20 protein-coding genes are annotated in these 23,088 nt (G+C 71.6%); 10 read left to right on the forward strand and 10 right to left on the reverse strand.

What is annotated here, in order from left to right:
• Positions 1-21: 21 nt before the first annotated feature.
• Positions 22-969, reverse strand: coding sequence for a DMT family transporter (locus ACWA7K_RS02190; protein ID WP_456165218.1), 948 nt, complete (start codon positions 967-969; stop codon positions 22-24).
• Positions 970-1,096: 127 nt separating this feature from the next.
• Here ACWA7K_RS02190 and ACWA7K_RS02195 point away from each other — a divergent pair, with 127 nt between their 5' ends.
• Positions 1,097-2,080: a quinone oxidoreductase family protein gene (locus ACWA7K_RS02195; RefSeq protein WP_456165220.1), complete on the forward strand. Its 984-nt coding sequence runs from the start codon at positions 1,097-1,099 to the stop codon at positions 2,078-2,080.
• 24 nt (positions 2,081-2,104) lie between these two features.
• Here ACWA7K_RS02195 and ACWA7K_RS02200 read toward each other — a convergent pair whose 3' ends face one another.
• The 6 genes from ACWA7K_RS02200 to ACWA7K_RS02225 all read right to left on the reverse strand — a co-directional run bounded on the left by ACWA7K_RS02200 (position 2,105) and on the right by ACWA7K_RS02225 (position 9,395).
• Positions 2,105-2,956 carry a DUF2189 domain-containing protein gene (locus ACWA7K_RS02200; RefSeq protein WP_456165222.1) on the reverse strand — a complete coding sequence of 284 codons (852 nt, stop codon included), beginning with the start codon at positions 2,954-2,956 and terminating at the stop codon, positions 2,105-2,107.
• A 98-nt stretch (positions 2,957-3,054) separates the two neighbouring features.
• Positions 3,055-3,606 (reverse strand): signal peptidase II, encoded by a 552-nt coding sequence (gene lspA, locus ACWA7K_RS02205; RefSeq protein WP_456165224.1) that lies wholly within the window; start codon positions 3,604-3,606, stop codon positions 3,055-3,057.
• A 62-nt stretch (positions 3,607-3,668) separates the two neighbouring features.
• Positions 3,669-4,205 carry a flavin reductase family protein gene (locus tag ACWA7K_RS02210; RefSeq protein ID WP_456165226.1) on the reverse strand — a complete coding sequence of 179 codons (537 nt, stop codon included), beginning with the start codon at positions 4,203-4,205 and terminating at the stop codon, positions 3,669-3,671.
• A gap of 72 nt (positions 4,206-4,277) precedes the next feature.
• The gene (locus ACWA7K_RS02215) at positions 4,278-5,204 is read right to left on the reverse strand and encodes an aldo/keto reductase (protein WP_456165228.1); all 927 of its coding nucleotides are present in this window, start codon (positions 5,202-5,204) and stop codon (positions 4,278-4,280) included.
• Positions 5,205-5,233: 29 nt separating this feature from the next.
• Positions 5,234-8,104 carry an isoleucine--tRNA ligase gene (gene ileS, locus ACWA7K_RS02220; protein ID WP_456168656.1) on the reverse strand — a complete coding sequence of 957 codons (2,871 nt, stop codon included), beginning with the start codon at positions 8,102-8,104 and terminating at the stop codon, positions 5,234-5,236.
• Positions 8,105-8,336: 232 nt separating this feature from the next.
• Positions 8,337-9,395, reverse strand: coding sequence for a bifunctional riboflavin kinase/FAD synthetase (locus ACWA7K_RS02225; protein WP_456165230.1), 1,059 nt, complete (start codon positions 9,393-9,395; stop codon positions 8,337-8,339).
• 73 nt (positions 9,396-9,468) lie between these two features.
• Here ACWA7K_RS02225 and ACWA7K_RS02230 point away from each other — a divergent pair, with 73 nt between their 5' ends.
• Entirely contained in the window at positions 9,469-12,186 is a 2,718-nt protein-coding gene (locus ACWA7K_RS02230; protein ID WP_456165232.1) for a cation-translocating P-type ATPase, read from the forward strand.
• Here ACWA7K_RS02230 and ACWA7K_RS02235 read toward each other — a convergent pair.
• The 3 genes from ACWA7K_RS02235 to ACWA7K_RS02245 are packed head-to-tail and all read right to left on the reverse strand — an operon-like array spanning position 12,180 to position 13,899.
• Positions 12,180-12,854, reverse strand: coding sequence for a retropepsin-like aspartic protease family protein (locus ACWA7K_RS02235; RefSeq protein ID WP_456165234.1), 675 nt, complete (start codon positions 12,852-12,854; stop codon positions 12,180-12,182). The genes ACWA7K_RS02230 and ACWA7K_RS02235 overlap by 7 nt on opposite strands.
• A 7-nt stretch (positions 12,855-12,861) precedes the next feature.
• Positions 12,862-13,350, reverse strand: a complete 489-nt coding sequence (locus ACWA7K_RS02240) for a YajQ family cyclic di-GMP-binding protein (RefSeq protein WP_456165236.1) — start codon at positions 13,348-13,350, stop codon at positions 12,862-12,864.
• Between the two features lie 45 nt (positions 13,351-13,395).
• Positions 13,396-13,899 carry a DUF2442 domain-containing protein gene (locus ACWA7K_RS02245; protein ID WP_456165238.1) on the reverse strand — a complete coding sequence of 168 codons (504 nt, stop codon included), beginning with the start codon at positions 13,897-13,899 and terminating at the stop codon, positions 13,396-13,398.
• Positions 13,900-14,071: 172 nt separating this feature from the next.
• Between ACWA7K_RS02245 and murB the strand changes: the two genes are divergently transcribed.
• The 8 genes from murB (at position 14,072) to ACWA7K_RS02285 (ending at position 23,036) form a co-directional block, all read left to right on the forward strand.
• The gene (gene murB / locus ACWA7K_RS02250) at positions 14,072-15,121 is read left to right on the forward strand and encodes a UDP-N-acetylmuramate dehydrogenase (protein WP_456165240.1); all 1,050 of its coding nucleotides are present in this window, start codon (positions 14,072-14,074) and stop codon (positions 15,119-15,121) included.
• A gap of 96 nt (positions 15,122-15,217) precedes the next feature.
• On the forward strand, positions 15,218-16,861 hold the full coding sequence (atzF, locus tag ACWA7K_RS02255) for an allophanate hydrolase (protein WP_456165242.1): 1,644 nt from the start codon (positions 15,218-15,220) through the stop codon (positions 16,859-16,861).
• Positions 16,858-18,342: an AtzE family amidohydrolase gene (locus ACWA7K_RS02260; protein WP_456165244.1), complete on the forward strand. Its 1,485-nt coding sequence runs from the start codon at positions 16,858-16,860 to the stop codon at positions 18,340-18,342. The genes atzF and ACWA7K_RS02260 overlap by 4 nt, the downstream gene beginning before the upstream one ends.
• A gap of 12 nt (positions 18,343-18,354) precedes the next feature.
• Positions 18,355-18,732, forward strand: a complete 378-nt coding sequence (hpxZ, locus tag ACWA7K_RS02265; protein ID WP_456165246.1) for an oxalurate catabolism protein HpxZ — start codon at positions 18,355-18,357, stop codon at positions 18,730-18,732.
• Between the two features lie 70 nt (positions 18,733-18,802).
• The gene (locus ACWA7K_RS02270; protein ID WP_456165248.1) at positions 18,803-19,510 is read left to right on the forward strand and encodes a GntR family transcriptional regulator; all 708 of its coding nucleotides are present in this window, start codon (positions 18,803-18,805) and stop codon (positions 19,508-19,510) included.
• Between the two features lie 245 nt (positions 19,511-19,755).
• A complete protein-coding gene (locus tag ACWA7K_RS02275; RefSeq protein WP_456165250.1) occupies positions 19,756-20,859 on the forward strand; it encodes a BMP family ABC transporter substrate-binding protein in 1,104 nt (367 codons plus the stop codon).
• A gap of 55 nt (positions 20,860-20,914) precedes the next feature.
• A complete protein-coding gene (locus ACWA7K_RS02280; RefSeq protein ID WP_456165252.1) occupies positions 20,915-22,081 on the forward strand; it encodes an ABC transporter permease in 1,167 nt (388 codons plus the stop codon).
• A 34-nt stretch (positions 22,082-22,115) separates the two neighbouring features.
• Complete coding sequence (locus ACWA7K_RS02285; RefSeq protein WP_456165254.1) at positions 22,116-23,036, forward strand: ABC transporter permease; 921 nt, start codon at positions 22,116-22,118, stop codon at positions 23,034-23,036.
• The last annotated feature ends 52 nt before the right edge of the window (positions 23,037-23,088 follow it).

Below are 23,088 nucleotides of genomic sequence, written 5' to 3' on the forward strand. Positions count from 1 at the left end.
CGCCGCCCCTCACCGCCGCGATCACCGGCGCCAGGACGACACCGTGATCCCCGCCACGATCAGCGCGAAGGCGACGCCGTGGTAGGCCTTCGGGGCGTCGCCGAGCATCGCGGTGGACATCAGCGCGGCGAACAGAGGGGTCAGGTTGGTGAAGATGCCGGCCGTCGTCGGGCCAGCCTGGGCGACGGCCTCGCCCCAGAACTTGTAGGCCAGCAGGGAAGGGCCGATCGTGATGTAGAGCAGGGCCACGGCCACGGCCGGGGTCCATTGCGGCACGCGGTCGATGACCGAGGCCTCGATGCCGGCCGAGGTGGCCGACCAGACCAGGCCGAACAGCGTCTGCACCAGCAGGTATTCGGCCCAGTTCCACGGCCGGGGCTGGCCGTCGGCGCCGGTGACGCGCGGGCGGTTGGCCATCGTCATCGACTCGGGCGGGCGCACCAGCAGCCAGCTGTAGCCGGCCCAGCAGGCCGCTGCGGCGAGCATGAACAGGTCGCCCTGGACGAAGTGGATCTGCGCCAGCTTGGCCCAGTCGCCACGGCCCAGCACGGTGGCCACGCCGGCCAGGGACAGGGCGGCGCCCATGACCTGGCGCGCCTGCGGCTGTTCGCGGAAGAAGACGAAGCCGACCAGCAGCATCCACAGCGGCATCGACGACGCGATCAGCGTGACGTTGATCGGCGTCGACGTCGTCAGAGCCAGGTACTGCAGCGCGTTGTAGGCGCCCACGCCGAGCAGGCCGACGAGGGCCAGGTAGCGCCAGCGCGCACGGATCGCGGCACGGGCCTCGGCGGTGGCGATGGCGCGGCGGCCGATCACCAGCAACACGATCGCCACGGTGACCCAGCGCAGCAGGTTGAGCAGCAGCGGCGGCACCAGCGGCACCGTCAGCCGGCCGGCAATCGCGTTGCCGGCCCACAGCAGTGGCGGCATGGTCAGCATCAGGGTCAGGCGCGGGGTCAGTTTCATGGGCGCGGATCGTAGCGGCGCGGCCCCGGCGCGCGACAGGGGCGTCGCCAAGGTGATGCACCCCGCGCGCCGGCCTGTCCTATGCTGGCGGTCAATCAAGACCCATCCAGACGAGGAGATCCACCCCATGTCCCGTGCCATCCAGATCCAGTCCTTCGGCGGCCCCGAGGTGATGCAGCTGGTCGACGTCGAGGTCGGCCAGCCCGGCCCCGGCGAAGTCCGCATCCGCCACCACGCGGCCGGCCTCAACTTCATCGACGTCTACCAGCGCACGGGCCTGTACCCGAACGCGCTGCCGCTGTCGCTGGGCATGGAAGGTGCCGGCGTGGTCGAGGCGGTCGGCGCGGGCGTCACGCACCTGAACGTCGGCGACCGCGTGGCCTACGCCAGCCAGCCGCCGGGCAGCTACTGCGAGGTCCGCGTGATGCCGGCCAAGTGCGTCGTGCAACTGCCCGACGGCATCGACTTCGAGACCGGCGCGGCGATGATGCTCAAGGGCCTGACGGCGCAGTACCTGCTGCGCAGCACCCTGCCGCAAGGCGGCCTGCAGCCCGGCGACTTCGTGCTGTTCCACGCTGCGGCCGGCGGCGTCGGCCTGATCGCCTGCCAGTGGGCCCGGGCGCTGGGCCTGCAGCTGATCGGCACGGCCGGTTCGGACGCCAAGTGCCAGCTGGCGCTGGAGATGGGCGCGAGCCACGCGATCAACTACCGCAGCGGCAACTTCGTCGAGCAGGTCAAGGCGATCACCGGCGGGCGCGGCGTCAAGGTGGTCTACGACTCGATCGGCAAGGACACCTTCGAGGGCTCGCTGGACTGCCTGTCGCCGTTCGGCCTGCTGGTCAACTTCGGCAATGCCTCGGGCCCGGTGACAGCTTTCAACCTCGGCGTGCTCGGCGCCAAGGGCTCGCTCTACGTGACCCGGCCGACGCTGTTCACCCACATCGCGACCCGCGAACGCACGCAGGCGATGGCCGACGACCTGTTCGCGATGGTCAGCAGCGGCGCGGTGAAGATCCGCATCGACCAGCGTTACCCGCTTGAAGACGTGGCCCAGGCCCACCGCGACCTGGAAGCGCGTGCGACGACCGGTTGCAGCGTGCTGACCCTCTGAGATGGCTCTGAGCCAGGGTCTGGCTCAGGCCGCGCTGTCCGGCGCGTTCACGCCGGGCAGCGACTCGGCCGCCTCGGGCGGTTCGACCGCGCCGCGATAGGCATGCCAGCTGGCGTGGCCCAGCACCGGGCCGATCACCAGCAGGCCCAGGAACCACGGCAGCAGCGCGATCACCACCAGCAGCACCAGCAGGGCGCCCCACCACAGCATCACGCCGGGCTGGGTCAGCACCAGGCGCAGGCTGGTCAGGCCGGCGGTGATGGCGTCGACACGGCGGTCCAGCATCATCGGGATGCTGACCACGCTGACCGCGAAGATCAGCCCGGCGAACAGCGCGCCGACGCCGATGTAGGCGACGATGAACTCGATGTTCTCGGGGTTCAGCAGCGCCAGCAGCGAGCCCTTGAAGTCGGGCATGCCGTCGAAGCTGACCGCGAACACGACCAGCGAGGCGCGGCCCCACAGCATCTCCAGCACCAGCAGCACGAAGCCGAAGATGGCCATCTGCGCGGTGTGTTCGTCCCAGGCGGTCAGGGCGTCGCCGAAGTCGGGCCGTTCGCCCCGTTCGAGCCGCCGGCTGACCTGGTAGAGGCCCATGCAGATGAACGGGCCCATCAGCAGGAAACCGGCCGACAGCGCCAGCGTCCAGGCCGGTGCCTGCTGGAACACCTTCATCAGCGCCCAGCCCATGCCGGTGAAACAAAGCCCGAAGAACAGGCCGATGCCGGGGTGCCGGACGAAGTCCTGCCAGCCGCGCGCCAGCCACTGCAGCGGGTCGGCGAAGGCCAGCGTGCGCAGGCGGATCGGGGCGGTGCGGGTGGTTTCGGGGGGCGGTTCGGGTGCTGCGGGAACGGCGGGTACTTCGGGCGTGGTCATGCGGCAAGCCTCAATCGGGATGCCGCGCACCATAGGTGCAGCGCCAGGGCTTGAACAGCCGGGCTGACACCGACGCGCCGTTCCGCGTCAGGCCGCCTTCAGCTGCGCCGCACCCGGCGCAGTTCGTCGAGCAGCAGGGCGATCGCGCCGCCGGTGATCGCGCTGTCGGCCACGTTGAAGGCCGGGAAGTAGCCGCCGGGGAAGATGCCGGACAGGAAGTCCCAGTGGACCTGCACGAAGTCGATCACATGGCCGTGCCACAGGCGGTCGATGACGTTGCCGACCGCGCCGCCGAGCAGCAGCGTCAGCGCCAGCGCGAACAGGCGCTGGCCGGCATGGGCGCGCAGCAGCCAGATGAACAGGCCCGACGCCAGCACGCCGATGCCGGTGAAGAACCAGCGTTGCCAGCCCGAGGCCTGCGACAGGAAGCTGAATGCCGCGCCCGGGTTGTGGACCCGCACGAGGTTGAACCAGCTGGTGATCGTGACGCTGTCGCCATGCGCGAAGCGGCCGACGATCAGCACCTTGGTGAACTGGTCGACCAGCACGATCAGCAGCGCGATGGCCAGCCAGGTGCCCAGGCCGGGGCCGCTGCTGGACGAGGCGCCGGCGCGGCGGTTGGACGAGGGCGACTTCTTCGGAGGCGGCATGGGGTCGGGGCGCGGCAGGTGCGCTCGGGAAGGTGGAAGGCGAGGGCGCGTGCAGCCGCCGTTCAGGCCTGCGGGCTGACGCTGCCGAAGCGGCGTTGCGCGTAGACCAGGCTGCTGGCCAGGCTGGCGGCGCCGGGGGCGCCGAAGTCGCCGATGCGGCCGATCAGGATCTCGTGGTCGCCGGCGCGCAGCACCTCGTGCAGGCTGCAGTCGAACCAGGCCACCGCGCCGGCCAGCCGGGCCCGGCCGCTGGGCAGGCGCTCGATCGCGGCGCCGTCGAAACGTTCGGTCTGCGAGCCGCTGGAGAAGCGCTTGGCCAGGGCCGCCTGGTCGGCCGCCAGCACGTTGACGCAGTAGCCACCGCCCTGGTCACCCGGACGCGTGAAGGCGGCATGGCTGGCCGAGCCGCGGTGCAGGCACCACAGCACCAGCGCGGGGTCGAGCGAGACGGTGGTGAACGAGCTGCAGGTCATGCCCCAGTCGTGGCCGTCATGGTGGGCGGTGACGATCACCACGCCCGCACTGACGCAGGCCATGCCGTCCTTGAGGGCTTGCAGGCGGGCGGCCTGTTGCGGGTCCGGGGGCGGCGCGGAGGTCATGCGGGGGTCCAGGGAAGGGAGGGCTGCGGGATCGGGGCGCGCATCATCGCAGCGCCGCCGGACAGGCGTGGTTCATGGGACTTCATGCCCGCAGGCCAGCGTCCACAGCTCGAACCAGTCCTGCCGGTCCAGCGTGACGCGGCAGGCGTCCGACAACCGCGCGATGCGGTCCAGCCGGTTGGTGCCGGCCACCGGCACGATGCCGGCCGGGTGCATCAGCAGCCAGGCGAGCGCGACCGCATTGGCGCCGACGCCCTGTGCCTGGGCGATGCGCTGCAGCGCCGGCAGCACACGCGCGCCGACCGGGTGGGTGGCGTCCAGCAAGGCCCCGCCGCCCAGCGGCGACCAGGCCATCGGCCGGATGCGCTGCTGCTGCAGGAAGGCCAGCTGGCCGTCGGTCCAGGGCGACCGCGCGGCCAGGCTCAGCTCGATCTGGTTGGTGACCAGCGGGTGCTTCATCCGCGAGGCCAGCAGCGCCCAGTCGTGCGGCAGGAAGTTGGACACTCCGGCCGCCGTGATCAGGCCCTCGTCGACCAGCGCATCGAGCGCCGCGCCGGTCGCGCCCGCATCGATCAGCGGATCGGGCCGGTGGATCAGCAGCAGGTCCAGCCGCTCGACACCCAGCAGCGCGAGCGAGCGCGTGACCGAGGCGCGGATGTGGCCCGGCGTGGTGTCGTAGAACTTCAGCCGGGGCGTGCCGTGCAGGCCGCCGGGGATCACGATGTCGCACTTGCTGACCAGCTGGATGCGCGCCTTCAGGTCCGGCCGCGCCTTCAGCGCCGCACCGAACAGCGCCTCGCAGCGGTGGCCGCCGTACAGGTCGGCATGGTCGAAGGTCGTGATGCCCTGGGCCAGGCAGGCGTCGATCTTGGCCGCGACATGCGCGGGCGAGGTGTCGGCATCGTCGGCCAGCCGCCAGGCGCCGTAGACCAGCCGGCTGAAGGCCGGCAGGCTCGGGTGCAGCTGGATGCCGGGGACCTGCACGTCAGGGTGGCTCATCGGATGATCCTGTGACCGGTGCGGCCTGTTCAGGCAAAGGTCCGGACGTCGCCCGGGCCTTCGAGGTTGCTGACGCAGCGGCCGCAGATCGTCGGGTGCGCGGCATGCGAGCCGACGTCGTCGCGGTAGTGCCAGCAGCGTTCGCACTTGACGGCGCTGCTCGGGCTGACGCGCACGGCCAGCGCCTCGGCATCGACCACCTCGGCCACCGAGGTGATGGTGACGTAGCGCAGGTCGTCGCCCAGCGAGCGCAGCAGCGCCGCGTCTTCCGGACCGGCCTCGATCGCCAGAACCGCCTGCAAGGAGGCGCCGACCGCGCCGGTGGTGCGCACCGCCTCGATCTCCTTGTTGGCCAGCTCGCGGATCTCGCGGATGCGGCCCCACTTGGCCAGCAGCGCGGCGTCGACCGTGCCCAGGTCCGCATAGGTCTCGGTGAAGATCGTGCCCGACGAGCCTTCCTTGCGGCCGGCCGCGAAGATCGCCCAGGCCTCTTCGGCGGTGAAGCTCAGGAACGGCGCCATCCAGCGCAGCATCGCGTCGGTGATGCGCCAGAGCACCGTCTGCGCCGAGCGGCGTGCGTGGCTGTCGGCCGCGCTGGTGTAGAGGCGGTCCTTGAGCACGTCGAGGTAGAACGCGCCCAGGTCCTCGGAGCAGTAGACCTGCAGCTTGGCGACCACCGGGTGGAACTCGTAGCGCTCGAAGTGGGCCAGGATCTCGGCCTGCAGCGCCGCCGCGCGGGTCAGCGCGTAGCGGTCCATCTCCAGCAGTTCGGCCGCCGGCACGGTGTGCAAGGCGGGGTCGAAGTCGCTCGTGTTGGCCAGCAGGAAACGCAGCGTGTTGCGGATGCGGCGGTAGGCATCGACCACGCGGGCGAGGATCTTGTCGTCGATGTTGAGGTCGCCCGAGTAGTCGGTCGACGCCACCCACAGCCGCACGATCTCGGCGCCGAGCTTGCTGGTCACGCTCTGCGGCTCGACCGTGTTGCCCAGGCTCTTGCTCATCTTGCGACCCTGGCCATCGGTCGCGAAACCGTGTGTCAGCAGGCCGCGATAGGGCGCCCGGTCGTGCAGCGCGCAGCCCAGCAGCAAGGAGCTGTGGAACCAGCCGCGGTGCTGGTCATGGCCTTCGAGATAGAGGTCCGCTTCCGGCCCGCTGTCGTGGTGGCTGGCGCCCGGGTAGGCGTGGGCATGGCTGCCGCGCAGCACGTGCTGGAAGGTCGATCCGGAGTCGAACCAGACCTCCAGGATGTCGGTGCTCTTGGTGTAGTGCGCGGCATCTTCGGCACCGAGGATCTCCTCGGTCGTGACGCGGCTCCACGCCTCGATGCCGCCGGCCTCGACGATGTCGGCGGCCTGATCGAGGATCTCCATCGTGCGCGGGTGCAGCTCGCCCGAGTCCTGGTGCAGGAAGAACGGCACCGGCACGCCCCAGCTGCGCTGGCGGCTGATGCACCAGTCGGGCCGGTTGGCGATCATGTCGCGCAGCCGGCTGCGGCCGTTCTCCGGGTAGAACGCGGTCTGGTCGATGGCATCGAGCGCGAGCTGGCGCAGCGTCTTCGGCGCCTTGTCCTTGGTGAACACGCCCTCGCCCTCGTCCATGCGCACGAACCACTGCGCGGCGGCGCGGTAGATCACCGGCGTCTTGTGGCGCCAGCAGTGCGGGTAGCTGTGCGTGATCGCCTGCGTGGCCAGCAACCGGTCGCTCTGGCCCAGCACCTCCAGGATGCGCGGCACGGCCTTCCAGATGTGCTCGCCGCCGAAGAAGGGCAGCTCCTCGGCGTAGACGCCATTGCCCTGCACGGGGTTGAGGATGTCGTCGTAGGCCAGGCCGTGGGCAACGCAGGAGTTGAAGTCGTCCACGCCATAGGCCGGCGCCGAGTGCACGATGCCGGTGCCGTCGGCGGCCGTGACGTAGTCGGCCAGGTAGAGCGGCGACAGCCGGCGGTAGCTGTACTTGCCGCCCTGTTCGGCCGTGACCGTGTCGTGCAGCGGGTGACGGAACACCAGCCCGCGCAGCGCCTCGCCCTTGGCGGTGGCGACGATCGTGCCGTCCAGCGCATAACGCTTCAGGCAGGCCTCGACCAGGCTGGCGGCCAGCAGCAGCACGCCGCGCGGCGTGTCGACCAGCGCGTAGTCCAGCTCGGGGTGCGCGTTGAGCGCCTGGTTGGCCGGGATGGTCCAGGCGGTGGTGGTCCAGATGACCGCAAAGGCCTTCTTGTTGCCCTCGCCAGGCAGTGCGGACAGGCCGAAGGCGCGGGCCAGCGCGGCGGTGTCGTCGGCCTCGAAGGCCACGTCCAGCGTGTCGCTCTTCTTGTCGGCGTATTCGATCTCGAACTCGGCCAGCGACGAGCCGCAGTCGAAGCACCAGTAGACCGGCTTGAGGCCGCGGTAGACGAAGCCGCGCTCGATCACGCGCTTGAAGGCGCGGATCTGGCCGGCCTCGTTGGCCGGGTCCATCGTGCGATAGGGCATCTCCCAGTCGCCCAGCACGCCCAGGCGCTTGAAGTCCTCGCGCTGCTGGGCGATCTGCTCGGTCGCGTAGGCCCGTGACCTGGCCTGCATCGCGTCGCGGCCGAGGTTGCGGCCGTGCAGCTTCTCGATCGCGTTCTCGATCGGCAGGCCGTGGCAGTCCCAGCCGGGGATGTACTGCGCGTCGAAGCCGGCCAGCTGGCGGCTCTTGACGATCATGTCCTTCAGGACCTTGTTGAGCGCATGGCCGATGTGCAGCTTGCCGTTTGCATACGGCGGGCCGTCGTGCAGCACGAACAGCGGCGCGCCCTTGCGGGCCGCACGCAGGCGCATGTAGAGACCGCCGTCACGGCCGCCCGCGTTCCAGTCGGCGACCCAGGCAGGCTCACGCTTCGGAAGATCGCCGCGCATCGGGAACGGCGTGTCGGGCATGTTCAGCGTGGCGCGGTAGGCGCCTTGTTCGGCACCCTTGTCGGCACCCTTCTCGGGGGCGTTCTTCTTGGCGTCTTGCGGGGCAGATTGGGTCATCGCGACTCGCGCCACCTCGGGTGGCGCGCCTGGTCAGGGGATGGGGAAAAAGGCGGCGAGGGCGATGCCGGCGGGCAGCGTCCCGGGTGAGGGTGCGGCAGCCGGTGCGATCACGTCGCGGCCGGCTCCGGAACGGTCAAATTCGGTCGCGGGTGGTCTGGCGACGTTCGGCCGCGTGGGCGGCGGCCTGCGTGCCGGCCGCGTCGCGGACGAACCAGGCGCGGGCCTGCGCCACATCGCGGGCGATGGCGGCGGTCAGGGCATCAAGGCCGTCGTAGCGGGCCTCGTCGCGCAGTTTTTCGAGCAATTCCACGCGCACGATTTTACCGTAGCCCCCCTCGCGGCCCAGGCGGGCGGGCCAGTCCAGGCAGTAGGTCTCCAGCAGCACGCGGCCGGCGTCCTCGACGGTCGGGCGCACGCCCAGGCTGGCGACGCCGTCGAGCGGGCGTTCGTCCAGACCGTGCACCCGCACCACGTAGATGCCCGATGCCGCCGGCTTGCCATGCGGGAAGCGCACGTTCAGCGTGCGCAGGCCGTCGGCCGCGCCGTTGGCCGATTCGCCCAGCGTGCGGCCGAGCTTCTGGCCATGCACGACATGGCCGCTGATGCTGTAGGGCCGCCCCAGCAGCTGCGCGGCGCGGGCCATGTCGCCGACCTGCAGGGCCTCGCGCACGGCCGAGCTGGACACGCGCAGGCCGTGGACCTCGTAGCTCAGCATGCGGGCGACGTCGAAGCCGGCCCGGGCACCGGCGGCATCGAGCATCGCGTAGTCGCCGGCCCGCTTCGCGCCGAAGCGGAAGTCGTCGCCGACCAGCACGTAGCGCGCGCCCAGCGTGCCGACCAGCACCTGGTCGATGAAGGCCTGCGGCGACAGGCTGGCGAAGGCCGCGTCGAAACGCATCAGCACGACCCGGTCGATGCCGCAGCGCTCCAGCTCGGCCAGCTTGTCGCGCAGCGTGGCGATGCGGGCGGGCGCCTTCTCGGGCTGGCCCAGCACCGAGGCGAACCAGTCGCGCGGGTGCGGTTCGAAGGTCAGCACGCAGCTGGGCAGGCCGCGGTGACGGGCCTCGTTGCGCAGCAGCGCCAGCATCGCCTGGTGACCGCGGTGCACGCCGTCGAAGTTGCCGATGGTGACGGCGCAGGCCGTGGCCGGGGTGAGGTCGCCAGGGTGTCGGTGGCCGCGGAGGACTTGCATGGGCGCGGATTATCTGGTGCCGGGCCTGACCGCCGTCATCCGCGCTGCAGACCGCCGCGCCTATGCTCGAACGATGAGCTCCACCCCGCCCTGGCATGCCCTGACCCCCGACGCCGCGCTGCAGCGGCAGGCCGTCGATCCGGCGCACGGGCTCGACGCCGCCGAGGTGCTCGCGCGGCGCCAGCGCCACGGTGCCAACGCGTTGCCCGAGTCGCCGCCGCCGTCGCTGGCCTGGCGCTTCCTGCGCCAGTTCGCCAGCCCGCTGATCGCGATCCTGGGCGTCGCAGCCGGGCTGGCGCTGGCGATGGGCCATGCGCCCGATGCCGGCGTGATCGCGCTGGTGGTGGTCGTCAACGCCGTCATCGGCACCTGGCAGGAAGGCCGCGCCGACCGCTCGATGGCCGCCCTGCGCCAGCTCGCGTCGCTGCAGGTGCGGGTCTGGCGCGAGGGCGCCGAACAGGCCGCGCCGGCGCACGCGCTGGTGCCGGGCGACATCCTGCTGCTGGCCGCGGGCGATGCGGTCGCGGCCGATGCCCGGCTGATCGAGGCGGCCCAGCTGCAGGCGGCCGAGGCGGCCCTGACCGGCGAATCCGTGCCGGTCGCCAAGACCGTCGAGCCGCAACCCGAGGCCTGCGGGCTGGCCGACCGCCACGGCATGGTCCATTCGGGCACGCACATCACGGCCGGACGCGCCCGTGCGGTCGTCGTGGCGACGGGGCTGTCGACCGAGGTCGGCCAGATCGCCGACCTGACCATCCGCGCGGTCGAGCCGCGCACGCCGCTCGAACAGCGCCTGGACCGCTTCGGCCGCGGCCTGGTGATCGCCGCGCTGGTGCTGTTCGCGGCCGTGCTGGCGCTGGGACTGCTGCGCGGCCTGCCGCTGGGCGAGGTGCTGATGGTGGCCATCAGCCAGATGGTCTCGATGGTGCCGGAGGGCCTGCCCGTGGCCATCACCATCGCGCTGGCGGTGGGCATGCAGCGCATGGCGGCCCAGGGCGCGATCGTGCGGCGCCTGTCGGCCGTCGAGACACTGGGTTCGACCACCGTCATCTGCAGCGACAAGACCGGCACCCTGACCCGCAACGAGATGACCGCGACGCGGCTGTGGCTGGCCGACGGCCGGGGCTGGGACGTCGGCGGTTCCGGCTACCAGCCGGTCGGCGCCCTGCTGGGTGATGACCTGCCGGCCGCTGGCGACCCGCTGCTGGCCGAGCTGCTGCGCACCGCGCTGCTGTGCAACGACGCCGACCTGCTGGCGCCCGACGACACCGAGCGCAGCGCCTGGACCGCGCTGGGCGACCCGACCGAGGCCGCGCTGGTCGTGCTGGCGCACAAGCTCGGGCCGGCCGCCGGCCTGCAGCCCGACACGCTCCGGCGCGACTGGCCGCGCACCGCCGAGCTGCCCTTCGATGCCGACACCCAGCTGATGGCGACCCGCCACGCCGGCCCGGGCGCGCCGCGCCGCGTCTGCCTGAAGGGCGCGCCCGAACGGCTGCTGCGGCTGTGTGCCGGCCATGAACCGCCCGACCGCCTGGCCGCCGCCAGCGCCGAGGCCGAACGCCTGGCGCAGGGCGCCTTGCGCGTGCTGGCGCTGGGCATCGTCGACCTGGACGAGGCCGAGGCCGCGCAGCCGCTGACCTTCGACGCGCTGGCCGGCCGGGTCCGGCTGCTCGGCCTGGTCGGCCAGATCGACCCGCCGCGTGACGAGGTCCGCGTCGCCGTCGCGCAATGCCGCGCCGCCGGCATCCGGCCGGTGATGGTGACGGGCGACCACAAGCTGACCGGGCTGGCGATCGCGCGCCAGCTGGGCATTGCCGGGCCGGACGACCGCGCCGTCGACGGTGCCGAGCTCGAATGCCTGGGCGAGGCCGAGCTGCGCGCCGCGTTGCCGCACGTGGCGGTGTTCGCGCGCGTCCAGCCGGCCCAGAAGCTGCGCATCGTCGAGGCCTTCCAGGCCCGTGGCGATGTCGTCGCGATGACCGGCGACGGCGTCAACGACGCCCCGGCGCTGGCCCGTGCCGACGTCGGCGTGGCGATGGGCCGCAGCGGCACCGAGGTGGCCAAGGGCGCCGCCCGCATCGTGCTGGTCGACGACAACTTCGCGACGCTGGTCGGCGCGGTCGAACAGGGCCGGCTGACCTGGGGCAACCTGCGCAAGGTGCTGCTCTACCTGTTCGCGACCTCGCTGGACGAGGTGGTCGTGCTGATGGCCGCGCTGCTGGCCGGCCTGCCGCTGCCGCTGCAGGCGGTGCAGATCCTGTGGGTCAACATCGTCACCGAGGCCACGCTGACCGTGAACCTGGTGATGGACCCGCCCGAGGGCGACGAGATGCGCCGCCTGCCGACCCGCAGCGACGCCGCGCTGATCGACCGCGAGATGCTGGGACGCATCCTGCTGATGGCGCTGACCTCGTCGGTCGTCACGCTCGGTTGGTTCGCCTGTCGGCTCGACCAGGGTGTCGGCGCCGATCTCGTCCGCACGGAGGTCTTCACGCTGACCGTGCTGGCGCAGTGGTTCAACGTGCTGAACTGCCGCAGCGCGACGCGCTCGGTGCTGCGCGTGCCCTTGCTGGCCAACCGCTGGTTGCTGGGCGGCCTGCTGCTGAGCGTGGTGCTGCAGGCGGGTGTCCTGTACTGGCCGCCGCTGGCCGGGCTGTTCCACACCGAGCCGCTGCCGGCCACCACGCTGCTGGCGCTGGTGGGCGCAGCCAGTTCGGTGCTGTGGGTCGAGGAACTCCGCAAGGCGGTTGCCCGTGGCCGGGCGGGCCGGTCGGCCCCGATGCCTCAATAACGGCGTTCCAGCACCATCTGCTCGCCGTCACGCTGCATGCGGAAGCGGCTCAGGAAGCTGTTGCCCAGCAGCACGACCGGCATGTCCTGCGAGCTGACGACGGTGTCGACCTGATGCACCTCGACCTCGCCGATGCGGACCCGGTCGATGCTGATGCGCCAGGCCGGCGCGATGCCGTTGGCGGTCTGCATCGACACGCGCTTGCCGCCGCGCCAGTTCAGGCCGAGCCGGTCGGCCTCCTGCTGCGACATCGAGACCGCGCTGGCGCCGGTGTCGACCAGGAAGCGCACCGGCTGCCCGCCGATGCTGCCGTTGACCTGGAAATGCCCGTCGGCACCGGCCCCCAGCACGATGCGCTGGCCGCTGTCGCGCGCCGGTCCGCTGGCCTCGGCGGCAGCGGTGGCCGCGCCGACGCTGGCCGGCTGCGCGCCCATCCGCAGCGACAGCCGCTGGTTGCGGATCATCACGGTGGCGTTCTCGCCGTCGAGCATCAGCAGCTTGACGCCCTGCGCCTCCTGCCCGAGTGCCAGCGTGCGCGGCGCGCCGTCGATCACCAGCAGCGCGCGGTCGCCCATGCGGCCGGAATAGCTGACGTTCTGTGCCGCCGCCGGCAGTGCCAGCGTGGCCACGAGCAGCAGCGCGGGGACGACCGTCGGGCGGGTTCGCACCGGGCGCTCAGTCGCGGAAGTTGTTGAACGACAGCGGCACGTCGTCGACTTCCTTGCGGATCAGCGCCATCGCCGCCTGCAGGTCGTCGCGCTTGGCGCCGGTCACGCGGACCGTGTCGCCCTGGATGCTGGCCTGCACCTTCATCTTGCTGTCCTTGATCGCCTTCTGGATGCGCTTGGCGACGTCGCTCTCGATGCCGGCCTTGACCAGCACCTTCTGCTTGAGCTTGTCGTGGCTCATCTTCTCGGGCTTGGCCGAGCTGTCGAGGAAGCGGATGTCGACGCTGCGCTTGCTCATCTTGGCCAGCAGGATGTCGGTGACCTGCTGCAGCTGGAAGTCGCTGTCGGCGTACAGCGTCAGCTCCTTGTCCTTCTGCTCGATCCGGGCGTCGCTGCCCTTGAAGTCGAAGCGGGTCTGGATTTCCTTGTTGCTCTGGTCGATGGCGTTCTTCACCTCGACGAGGTTCGGTTCGAGGACGGTGTCGAAGCTGGGCATGGCGGTGTCGGTTCGGTGGAGATGGAGACAGCCGCGATTCTGCATTCAGGTGCCGGCGTCATCGGGCGGAACCGGCTTGCGCGGCCGGCCACCGAGCTTGCCGTTGGCCCGCGCCGCCTCGGACTTCGCCGCGCTGCGGGCCTTGCCGCCCACGCTGCCCAGCGCGGACGCGACCCGGCGCGCGGCGGCCCGCTCGCTCATCCAGTCGGGCGAGCCGAACAGGCCGCGCAGAAGACCGGCGACCGACAGGTCCGCATCCAGCGACGGAAAGTGCAGGCCCTGCCCGGATGGCGAGATCTCGATCGACGCGAGCTGGGCCGGCTTCGCCCCTTCCAGCCCCTGGGCATCGTGCGGACGGAAACCCAGCTCCAGCCCGTTGGAGAGGGTCACCACGACCCGACCGACCCGGCGGTCGTAGCGGGCGGCCACCGCCCTAGGCATCTCGGTGTGTTCGACCCGCGCCCGGCTGCGGGCGGCGTCGATGTCGGACGGCGACAGCGCGGCCGTGGCGGTGTGCGCTGGCCGGTGGTCGTTCGGATCAATCACCACGCGCTGTCCCCTGAAACGCTCGATGGTCGGCATGCTATCAAACCCAACTGTTTTGGTTTAAGAACTTTTTGGCGATCTGATGACACGCCGGAAGCCAGTCTCGGCGTCCCGGGCTGACAGGCGCTTCGCTCTCTTGGGGGTGTCGGGGAGCCCGATCGCGGAAAATCCCCCGATGCACATCGAACAGGACGTCAACCTCCTCGCCCACAACACCTTCGGCCTGCCGGCGCTGGCGCGCACGCTGGTGCGGATCGGCAGTGATGCGGATGTGCGGCGGGTGGTCGACCATCCGGTGCTGGGGCGGGCGCCGAAGTTCGTGCTGGGTGGGGGCAGCAACGTCGTGCTGACGCGCGACATCGAGGCCGTCGTGCTGAAGATCGAGGTGGCCGGCATCCGCGTGGCCGAGCGGCGCGACGATGCGGTGATCGTCGAGGCCGGTGCCGGCGTCGGCTGGCACGAGCTGGTCGCTTGGACGCTCGACCAGGGCGAGCCGGGGCTCGAGAACATGGCGCTGATCCCCGGCACCGTGGGCGCCGCGCCGGTCCAGAACATCGGTGCCTACGGGCTGGAACTGGCCGACCGCTTCGAGTCGCTCGATGCCGTCGACCTCGTCACCGGGCGCAGCGTCACGCTCGACCGGGCGGCCTGCCGGTTCGGCTACCGCGACTCGGTCTTCAAGCAGGCGCTGGCCGGCAAGAGCGTCATCACGCGGGTCCGGCTGCGCCTGCCGCGGCCGTGGCGGCCGATGCTCGACTACCTCGACCTGCAGCGCCGCATGGTCGAGACCGGCTACGCCAGCGCCATCGACGCCGAGCCGCAGGCCGGTCGCCTGCCCGATGCCCGCACCATCTTCGACTGGGTCGTCGCGATCCGGCGCGCCAAGCTGCCGGATCCGGCCGTCATCGGCAACGCCGGCAGCTTCTTCAAGAACCCGGTGGTCACGCCCGAACAGTGCCGCGACATCATCAGCCGCGACCCGCACCTGGTGCACTACCCGATGCCCGACGGCAGCTTCAAGCTCGCCGCCGGCTGGCTGATCGACGCCTGCGGCTGGAAGGGCAAGACCGTCGGCGCGGCCGGCGTCTACGAGAAACAGGCGCTGGTGCTGGTCAACCGGGGCGGCGCACGTGGCGCCGAGGTCGTCACGCTGGCGCGGGCGATCCAGGAAAGTGTCTACGGCCGTTTCGGCATCCGGCTGGAGCCCGAACCCGTCGTGATCTGAACGTGCCGCTCTGGCACGGGAACTGCTGATACCAGTCGGTATACCAGTTGGCGCACCACCTTCGGGCGCCCGACGGTCACGAGCCGGGAGCCCGCCATGAGCGACACATCCTCGACGCCACCGTCCGCGTCATCACCGCCGGACCTGCCGCCCCGCACGCTGGCCGGCTGGCGCGCGCTGCAGGATCGTCCCGACCACCTGCACGCGGCGCTGGCCGCGACGCTCGATCGGGTGCATGCCAGCGCGGCGTCCGGCATCTGGATCAGCCTGTGCCCGCGCGCCGTGTGGGTCGCCCAGCTCGACACGCTGGCCGAACGGCTGGCCGCCAGCCCCGACCTGGCCGAGCGACGTCGGCGCTGGCCGCTGCTGGGCGTGCCCTTCGGCATCAAGGACAACCTCGACGTGGCCGGCGTGCCGACCACCGCCGCCTGCCCGGCCTTCCGCCGCGCACCGGTCGAACACGCCACGGCGGTGCAGCGCCTGCTCGATGCCGGGGCGATCTGGGTCGGCAAGACCAACCTCGACCAGTTCGCGACCGGCCTGGTGGGCACCCGCTCGCCCTACGGCCGGCCGTGCAGCGTGGCCGATCCGGCGCGCATCAGCGGCGGCTCCAGCTCGGGCTCGGCCGCCGCCGTCGCGCGTGGCCAGGTGCCGTTCGCGCTGGCGACCGACACGGCAGGGTCGGGCCGCGTGCCGGCCGGCTTCAACGGCCTGGTCGGCCTGAAACCCACGCCCGGCCGGGTCGGCAATGGCGGCGTGTTGCCGGCCTGCCGCACGCTCGACTGCGTCGCCGTGCTGGCCCACACCGTGGCCGATGCGGCGCAGGTGCTGGCGCTGATCGAGGGCCCCGACGCCCGCGACGTCTACAGCGCCTTCCAGCCCGGCGCCGCGCGCCTGCCGTCGCCGCTGCGCATCGGCGTGCCGCCGCAGCCGGACCTGGACGACGCGATCGGCTACCCCGCCGCCTGGGCCGCCGCGAAGGAACACGCGGCCGGGCAGGGCCACACGCTGGTCGACGTCGACATGGCACCGCTGGCGGCCGTCGCCGCCTTGCTCTACGACGGCCCCTGGGTGGCCGAACGCCATGCCGTCGTGCGCGAGCTGCTGGCCAGCCAGCCGCAGGCCTTCGACCCGACCGTGCGGCGGGTCATCGAACGGGCGCTGACGCTGTCGGCCACCGACGCGTTCGAGGGCCTGTACCGCCTGCAGGCGCTCAAGCTCGAAGCCGCCCGCCTGTGGCCGGACGTCGACCTGCTGATGCTGCCGACCGCGCCGACACACCCGACCTTCACTGAGGTCGATGCCGACCCGGTGGGCGTCAACAGCCGGCTCGGCACCTACACCAACTTCGTCAACCTGCTGGGCTGGTGCGCGCTGGCGCTGCCGGCCGGCAAGACCGCCTCGGGGCTGCCGTTCGGCGTCACCTTCGTCGCACCGGGCGGCTTCGATGCGGCCTTGGCCGCCTTCGGCCTGGCGTGGTGCGATGAGCCGACCACCGCCGTCGACCTCCCCGGCGCCTGGCCCGCGACTGCTGCTGCGCCCCATCCTGCCGATGCGATCGCCGCGCGCATCGGCCTGCCGCTGGCCGACGCCCACCGCCCCGGCGTGCGGCGCTACTTCGACCTGGCCGCCGGCATGGCCGACCAGGTGATGGGCCTGCCGCTGGGCATCGAGGACGAGCCGGCCGAAACCTTCGTGCCGATCGGCCCTGTCGGGCATGCGGCCGGAGACGTCCGATGAACACGAGCGTCTCCTGGATCGACACGCTGCTCGACGGCCCCGCTCACGCCATGGCCGACGCCGTGCGCGAACGCCGCGTCAGCGCCCGCCAGCTGACCGATGCCGCGCTGGCCCGCATCGCCACACGCGACCCGCTCGCGCTCGGCGGCGTCAACGCCTGCACCGCCGTGCTGGCCGAACGCGCCCGCGCCGAGGCCGATGCGATCGACGCGCGGCTCGCCTCTGGCGATGCCGCCACGGTGGCCGCGACGCTAGCCCTGCCGCTGCTGGGCGTGCCCTATGCCGTCAAGAACCTGTTCGACGTCGCCGGGCTGGCGACGCTGGCGGGCTCGAAGATCGAACGCGACGCGGCGCCCGCCACGCAGGACGGCCTGCTGCTGCGGCGCCTGCAGGCCGCCGGCGCGGTGCTGCTGGCCGCCCTCAACATGGACGAGTACGCCTACGGCTTCACGACCGAGAACAGCCACGAGGGCGCCTGCCGCAACCCGCACGACCCCACGCGCATCGCCGGGGGCTCGTCGGGCGGATCGGGCGCGGCCATCGCGGTCGGCGAGGTGCCGCTGACGCTGGGCTCGGACACCAACGGCTCGATCCGCGTGCCGTCGTCGCTGTGCGGCGTGTTCGGCCTGAAGCCGACCTTCGGCCGCCTGCCACGCACCGGCAGCTACCCCTTCGTCGCCAGCCTGGACCACCTCGGGCCCTTCGGCCGCAGCGCCCGCGACCTGGCGCTGGCCTACGACGCGATGCAGGGCCACGACGCGCACGACCCCGGCTGCGTCGAGCGCCCGGCCGAGCCTGTCACGCCGCTGCTGGAGACGCCGGAAGACGGCCTGCGCGTGGGCGTGCTGGGCGGCTGGTTCCACGACATGGCCGATGACGACGCACGTGCCGCCGTCGCGCGGGTGGCGGCGGCCTTGCGCACGGCACCGGGCGTGGCCTCGGTGCGCGCGGTCGACTGGCCCGAGGTCGAACGCGCCCGCGCCGCCGCCTTCCTGATCACCAATGCCGAGGGCGCCAACCTGCACCTGGCCGACCTGAAGCGCCGGCCGGACGACTTCGAGCCGCTGTCGCGCGACCGCTTCCTGGCAGGTGCGCTGCTGCCCGCGACCTGGGTCGTGCAGGCGCAGCGGGTGCGGCGCTGGTTTGCGCGCCAGGTGGCCGCGTCCTTCGCCGACATCGACCTGTTCATCGCGCCGGCCACGCCCTGCGTCGCGCCCGAGATCGGCACCGAATGGCTCGACATCCAGGGCCGCCGCCTGCCCGCGCGGCCCAGCATCGGCGTGCTGACGCAACCGGTCTCGTGCATCGGCCTGCCGGTCTGCGCCGTGCCGGTCTGGGGCGTGCATGCGCGCCTGCCGATCGGCGTGCAGCTGATCGCCGCACCGTGGCGCGAGGACCGCGTGCTGCGCGCCGCGCGGCTGCTCGAACGCGCTGGCACGGTGCATGCACCGGTGGCGACATGGCCGCCGTCGTCGGCCTGACAGGACATCGCCATGCAGATCAACATCCCCGAGGTGCTGGCCGAACTGACCGCCGTGTTCGAGCGTTATGAACGTGCGCTGGTCGGCAACGACATCGCCGTGCTCGACGAGCTGTTCTGGCCCAGCATCCACACCGTGCGCTACGGCGTGGCCGAGAACCTCGTCGGCATCGACGCGATCCGCGCCTTCCGCGCCGCACGGCCGGCGGTCGGGCTGGCGCGCACGCTGGCCCGCACCGTCATCACGACCTATGGCCACGACTGCGGCACCGCGATGACCGAGTTCCACCGCAAGGGCAGCGTCCGCACCGGGCGGCAGAGCCAGACGTGGGTGCGCATGCCCGAGGGCTGGCGCGTGGTGGCCGCGCATGTCAGCCTGATGGCCGAGTGAATGTGGTTCGAGCACGGCCTGAACGCCGATCCGACCGGTCCGCACGAGGGCGCTTGCTAGCATCGACCGCATGTCCAGCGCACTCGTCACGCCCGCGTCTTCCGCCCCGGCCGGCAACCTCGCGACCCAGGTCTACAACGAGCTGAAGTCGCAGATGCACGACTTCCAGCTGGTGCCCGGCGACCGCTTCTCCGAGGCCGAGATTGCCGCGCGTCTGGGCGTCAGCCGCACGCCCGTGCGCGAGGCGCTGTTCCGGCTGCGCAACGAGGGCCTGCTCGATGTCGAGGCCAAGAGCGGCTGGTACGTGCGGCCGATCGACTTCGACCGGCTCGAACAGCTCTACGACCTGCGCGTGCTGCTCGAATGCGCCTGCGTCGCGCGGCTGTGCGGCCGCAGCGAACCGGCGCCGGAGCTGGATGCGCTGAAGGCGGTCTGGCTGGTGCCGGCGGCCGAACGCATCCTCGACGGGCGCGAAGTCGGTGCACTCGACGAGGCCTTCCACGCCACGCTGGTGCGTGCGGCCGGCAACGACGAGATCGCGCGGGTCCACTGGGACGTCACCGAACGCATCCGCATCATCCGCCGGCTGGACTTCACGCGCGCCGATCGCATCGAGGCGACCTGGACCGAACACGCCAAGATCCTGCGCGCCATCGTGCAGCGCAAGGCCGACCAGGCGCAGCTGCTGCTGCGCAGCCACATCGAGCAGAGCAAGGCGGAGGTGCGCAGCATCTCGCTGGCCTCGCTGCACGAGGCCCGCCAGCGCAACCGCCGCTGAGCGTCCGGCGCGTTGGCGCCGGCATAGGCCGACATCGGCCCGCATCCGTGAACCGGCACGGCTCTTGCTGAATACCAACTGGTATACCGATACGTGCACCGACGCGGCGCAAGCCGGTCCGGAATGTGCGTGCGGTCCAGCCAGTCGCCGCGCGGCGACCGCCGCTTGCGCGGTGGTGTTCGCGCACCTGTCGAGCCTCGGGGTGCATCACGCCTGCGCCCATGCCCTTCCCACACGGAGCCGCCATGAACCACGACCTCTCTCGCCGTCGCGCCCTTGCCCAGCTGTCCGCCGCCTCGCTTGCCTCGCTGGCACCGTGGGCGCTGGCCCAGAAGCCGCTGACCGTGGGCTTCATCTACGTCGGCCCGAAGGACGACTTCGGCTACAACCAGGCGCATGCCGAGTCGGCCGCCGAGATCCGCAAGCTCGCCGGCATCAAGGTGGTCGAGGAAGAGAACGTGCCCGAGACCAACGTGGTCCAGAAGACCATGCAGGGCATGATTTCCCAGGACGGCGCGGCGTTGCTGTTCCCGACCTCGTTCGGCTACTTCGACCCGCACATGCTGGCGCTGGCGGCCAAGAACCCGAACGTGCGCTTCGCCCATTGCGGCGGCATGTGGACTGCCGGCAAGCACCCGACCAACACCGGCAGCTTCTTCGGCTACATCGACGAGGCGCAGTACCTCAACGGCGTCATCGCCGGCCACATGAGCAAGAGCAAGAAGCTCGGCTTCGTGGCCGCCAAGCCGATCCCGCAGGTGCTGCGCAACATCAACGCCTTCACGATGGGCGCGCGCTCGGTCGACCCGAAGATCACGACCTCGGTGATCTTCACCGGCGACTGGTCGATGGCGGTCAAGGAAGCCGAGGCCACCAACAGCCTGGCCGACCAGGGCGTGGACGTCTTCACGATGCACGTCGACGGCCCGAAGGTCATCGTCGAGACCGCCGCCAAGCGTGGCCGCATGGTCTGCGGCTACCACGCCAGCCAGGCCAAGCTCGCGCCGAACGCCTACCTGACGGGCGCCGAGTGGAACTGGATCACCGCCTACAAGCAGATCATCGAGGCGGCCCGCAGCGGTGCGCCGCACCCGAACTTCGTGCGCGGCGGCCTGAAGGACGGCTTCGTCAAGACGTCCCCGTACGGCTCGATGGTCAGCGAGGCGGCGCGCAAGAACGCCGATGCGGTCAAGGCCAAGATGGTCGCCGGCACCTTCGACATCTTCGGCGGCGAGCTGAAGGACAACACCGGCAAGGTCGTCATCCCCAAGGGCAAGGTCTACAAGCAGACCGACATCGAGCTCGAAGGCATGAACTACCTGGTCGAAGGCGTGATCGGCAAGGTCTGATCCGCCCGACCCGACCTGTCATGTCCTGATCTCAGCTGACCACGGGAGGACCGCGATGTCCGCCGTCGAATCATCCGGTCGCTGGCGCGATCCGGCCGAAGCCGTGCTGCTGCCGGTGCTGGCGCTGCTCGGTGCGCTGCTGGCCTTCGGCGTGTTCGTCGCGCTGTCCGGCCAGAGCGCGCTGGAAGCCTGGAAGCTGCTGTTCCTGGGCGCCTTCGGCGACAGCTTCTCGTGGCAGAACACGTTGCAGCGCGCCGCCCCGCTGATGCTGACCGCATTGGCGGTGGCCCTGCCCGCGCAGGCCGGCCTGACGGTGATCGGCGGCGAGGGCGCGCTGGTGCTGGGCGCCCTGGCCGCCGCCGCCATGCCCTATGCCTTCCCGGCGCTGGCAGGCCCCGGCGGCACGACGCTGCTGCTGCTGGCCGGTGCGCTGACCGGTGCGCTGTGGGTCGGCCTGGCCGGCTGGCTGCGGCAGGGCAGGGGCGTCAACGAGACCATCTCCAGCCTGCTGCTGGCCTACCTGGCCATCGCGCTGTTCAAGCACGTGGTCGAAGGCCCGCTGCGCGATCCGGCCAGCCTGAACAAGCCGTCGACCCGGCCGGTGGCCGAGACGCTGCGCATCGGCGGCATGCCTTGGGATGGCGTGCCGACCGATGTCCACTGGGGCCTGGCCTTCGGCGTCGGCCTGTGCGTGGCGGCGGGCATCTGGCTGAGCTTCACCGCCTCGGGCTTCGCGATGCGCGTGGTCGGCGGCAACCTGCGCACCGCACGCGGCGTCGGCCTGCCGGCGTTCGCGCTGATCCTGGTCGCCTGCGGACTCGGTGGCGCGGCGGCCGGCCTGGCCGGTGCCATCGAGGTCCTGGCCGTTCACACCTCGGCCAACGCCTCGCTGATCGCCGGGCTGGGCTACACGGGCATCCTGGTGTCCTTCGTGGCGCGCCACAACCCGTGGGCGATCCCGCCGGTGGCCATCCTGTTCGGCGGCTTCGGCGCGGCCGGCAGCCTGCTGCAGCGCCGGCTCGGCCTGCCCGATGCATCGGTGCTGGTGCTGCAGGGCTTCGCCTTCGTGCTGATCCTGGCGGCCGAGGCCGGGCGCGGCCGGTTGCTGGCTGCTCGGGCGGCGTCGGCCAAGGCGCCGCAGCCATCGGCCCCATCGACCCCATCGGCAACAGGCTCACCGAATGAGCCTGCGGCGGTGCCGATGCCGCCCATCCCGACCTGATCCCCCAACCGCACCCCTCCGAGCGGAGCCCCTGATGGACGCACAAGCCTGGTTCGATGTCACGCTGGCGGTGCTGGGCGGCGCGATCCGCGTCGGCACGCCCTTCCTGTTCGTCAGCCTGGGCGAGTGCCTGACCGAGAAGTCCGGCCGCATCAACCTGGGCCTCGAAGGCGTGCTGGTGCTGTCGGCCATGGCCGGCTTCGGCGGCAGCTACCTGAGCGGCTCGGCCTGGATCGGCGTCGCACTGGCCGGCTGTGTCGGCGCGCTGCTGGCGCTGCTGCACGGCCTGCTGTGTTCGCTCGACCGGGTCAGCGACGTCGCCACCGGCATCGCGCTGATGCTGTTCGGCGCCGGGCTGGCGTTCTACCTGGGCAAGCCGCTGATCCAGCCGCAGGCGCCGCAGATCCCGGCCTTCTCGCTGGGCGGCTGGAGCGACTCGCCGGCCGTGCAGTCGGCCCTGACGATCAACGCGCTGTTCCCGCTCGGCGTGCTTCTGGCGCTGCTGCTGCACATCGGCCTGGCGCGCACCCGCTGGGGCCTGCTGGTGCGCATGGTGGGCGATTCCAGTGACGCGGCTCGGGCGCTCGGCGCGTCGGTGCCGGGCGTGCGCATCGCGGCGACGACGGCCGGCGGCTTCATCGCCGGGCTGGGCGGCGCCTCGCTGTCGCTGTACTACCCGGGCAGCTGGAACGAGGGCCTGTCCAGCGGCCAGGGCCTGATCGCCGTGGCGCTGGTGATCTTCGCGCGCTGGCGTCCGCTGGCCTGCCTGGGCGCGGCCCTGCTGTTCGGCGGCGCCGGTGCGCTCGGGCCGGCGCTGCAGTCGGTCGGCGTGTCGGGCTACTACCACCTGTTCAACGCGGTGCCCTATGCGCTGACGCTGCTGATCCTGCTGTTCACCTGCTCGCCGCACCGCGCCATCCGGGGCGCGCCGGCCGAGCTGGGCGCGGCGCGCTGAGCGGCCCGCCGATCGACGTCACGTCATCACCGTTGCCACCACCCGCCACGGG

This window comes from Leptothrix mechoopdaensis (SeqCode), from assembly GCF_053893855.1.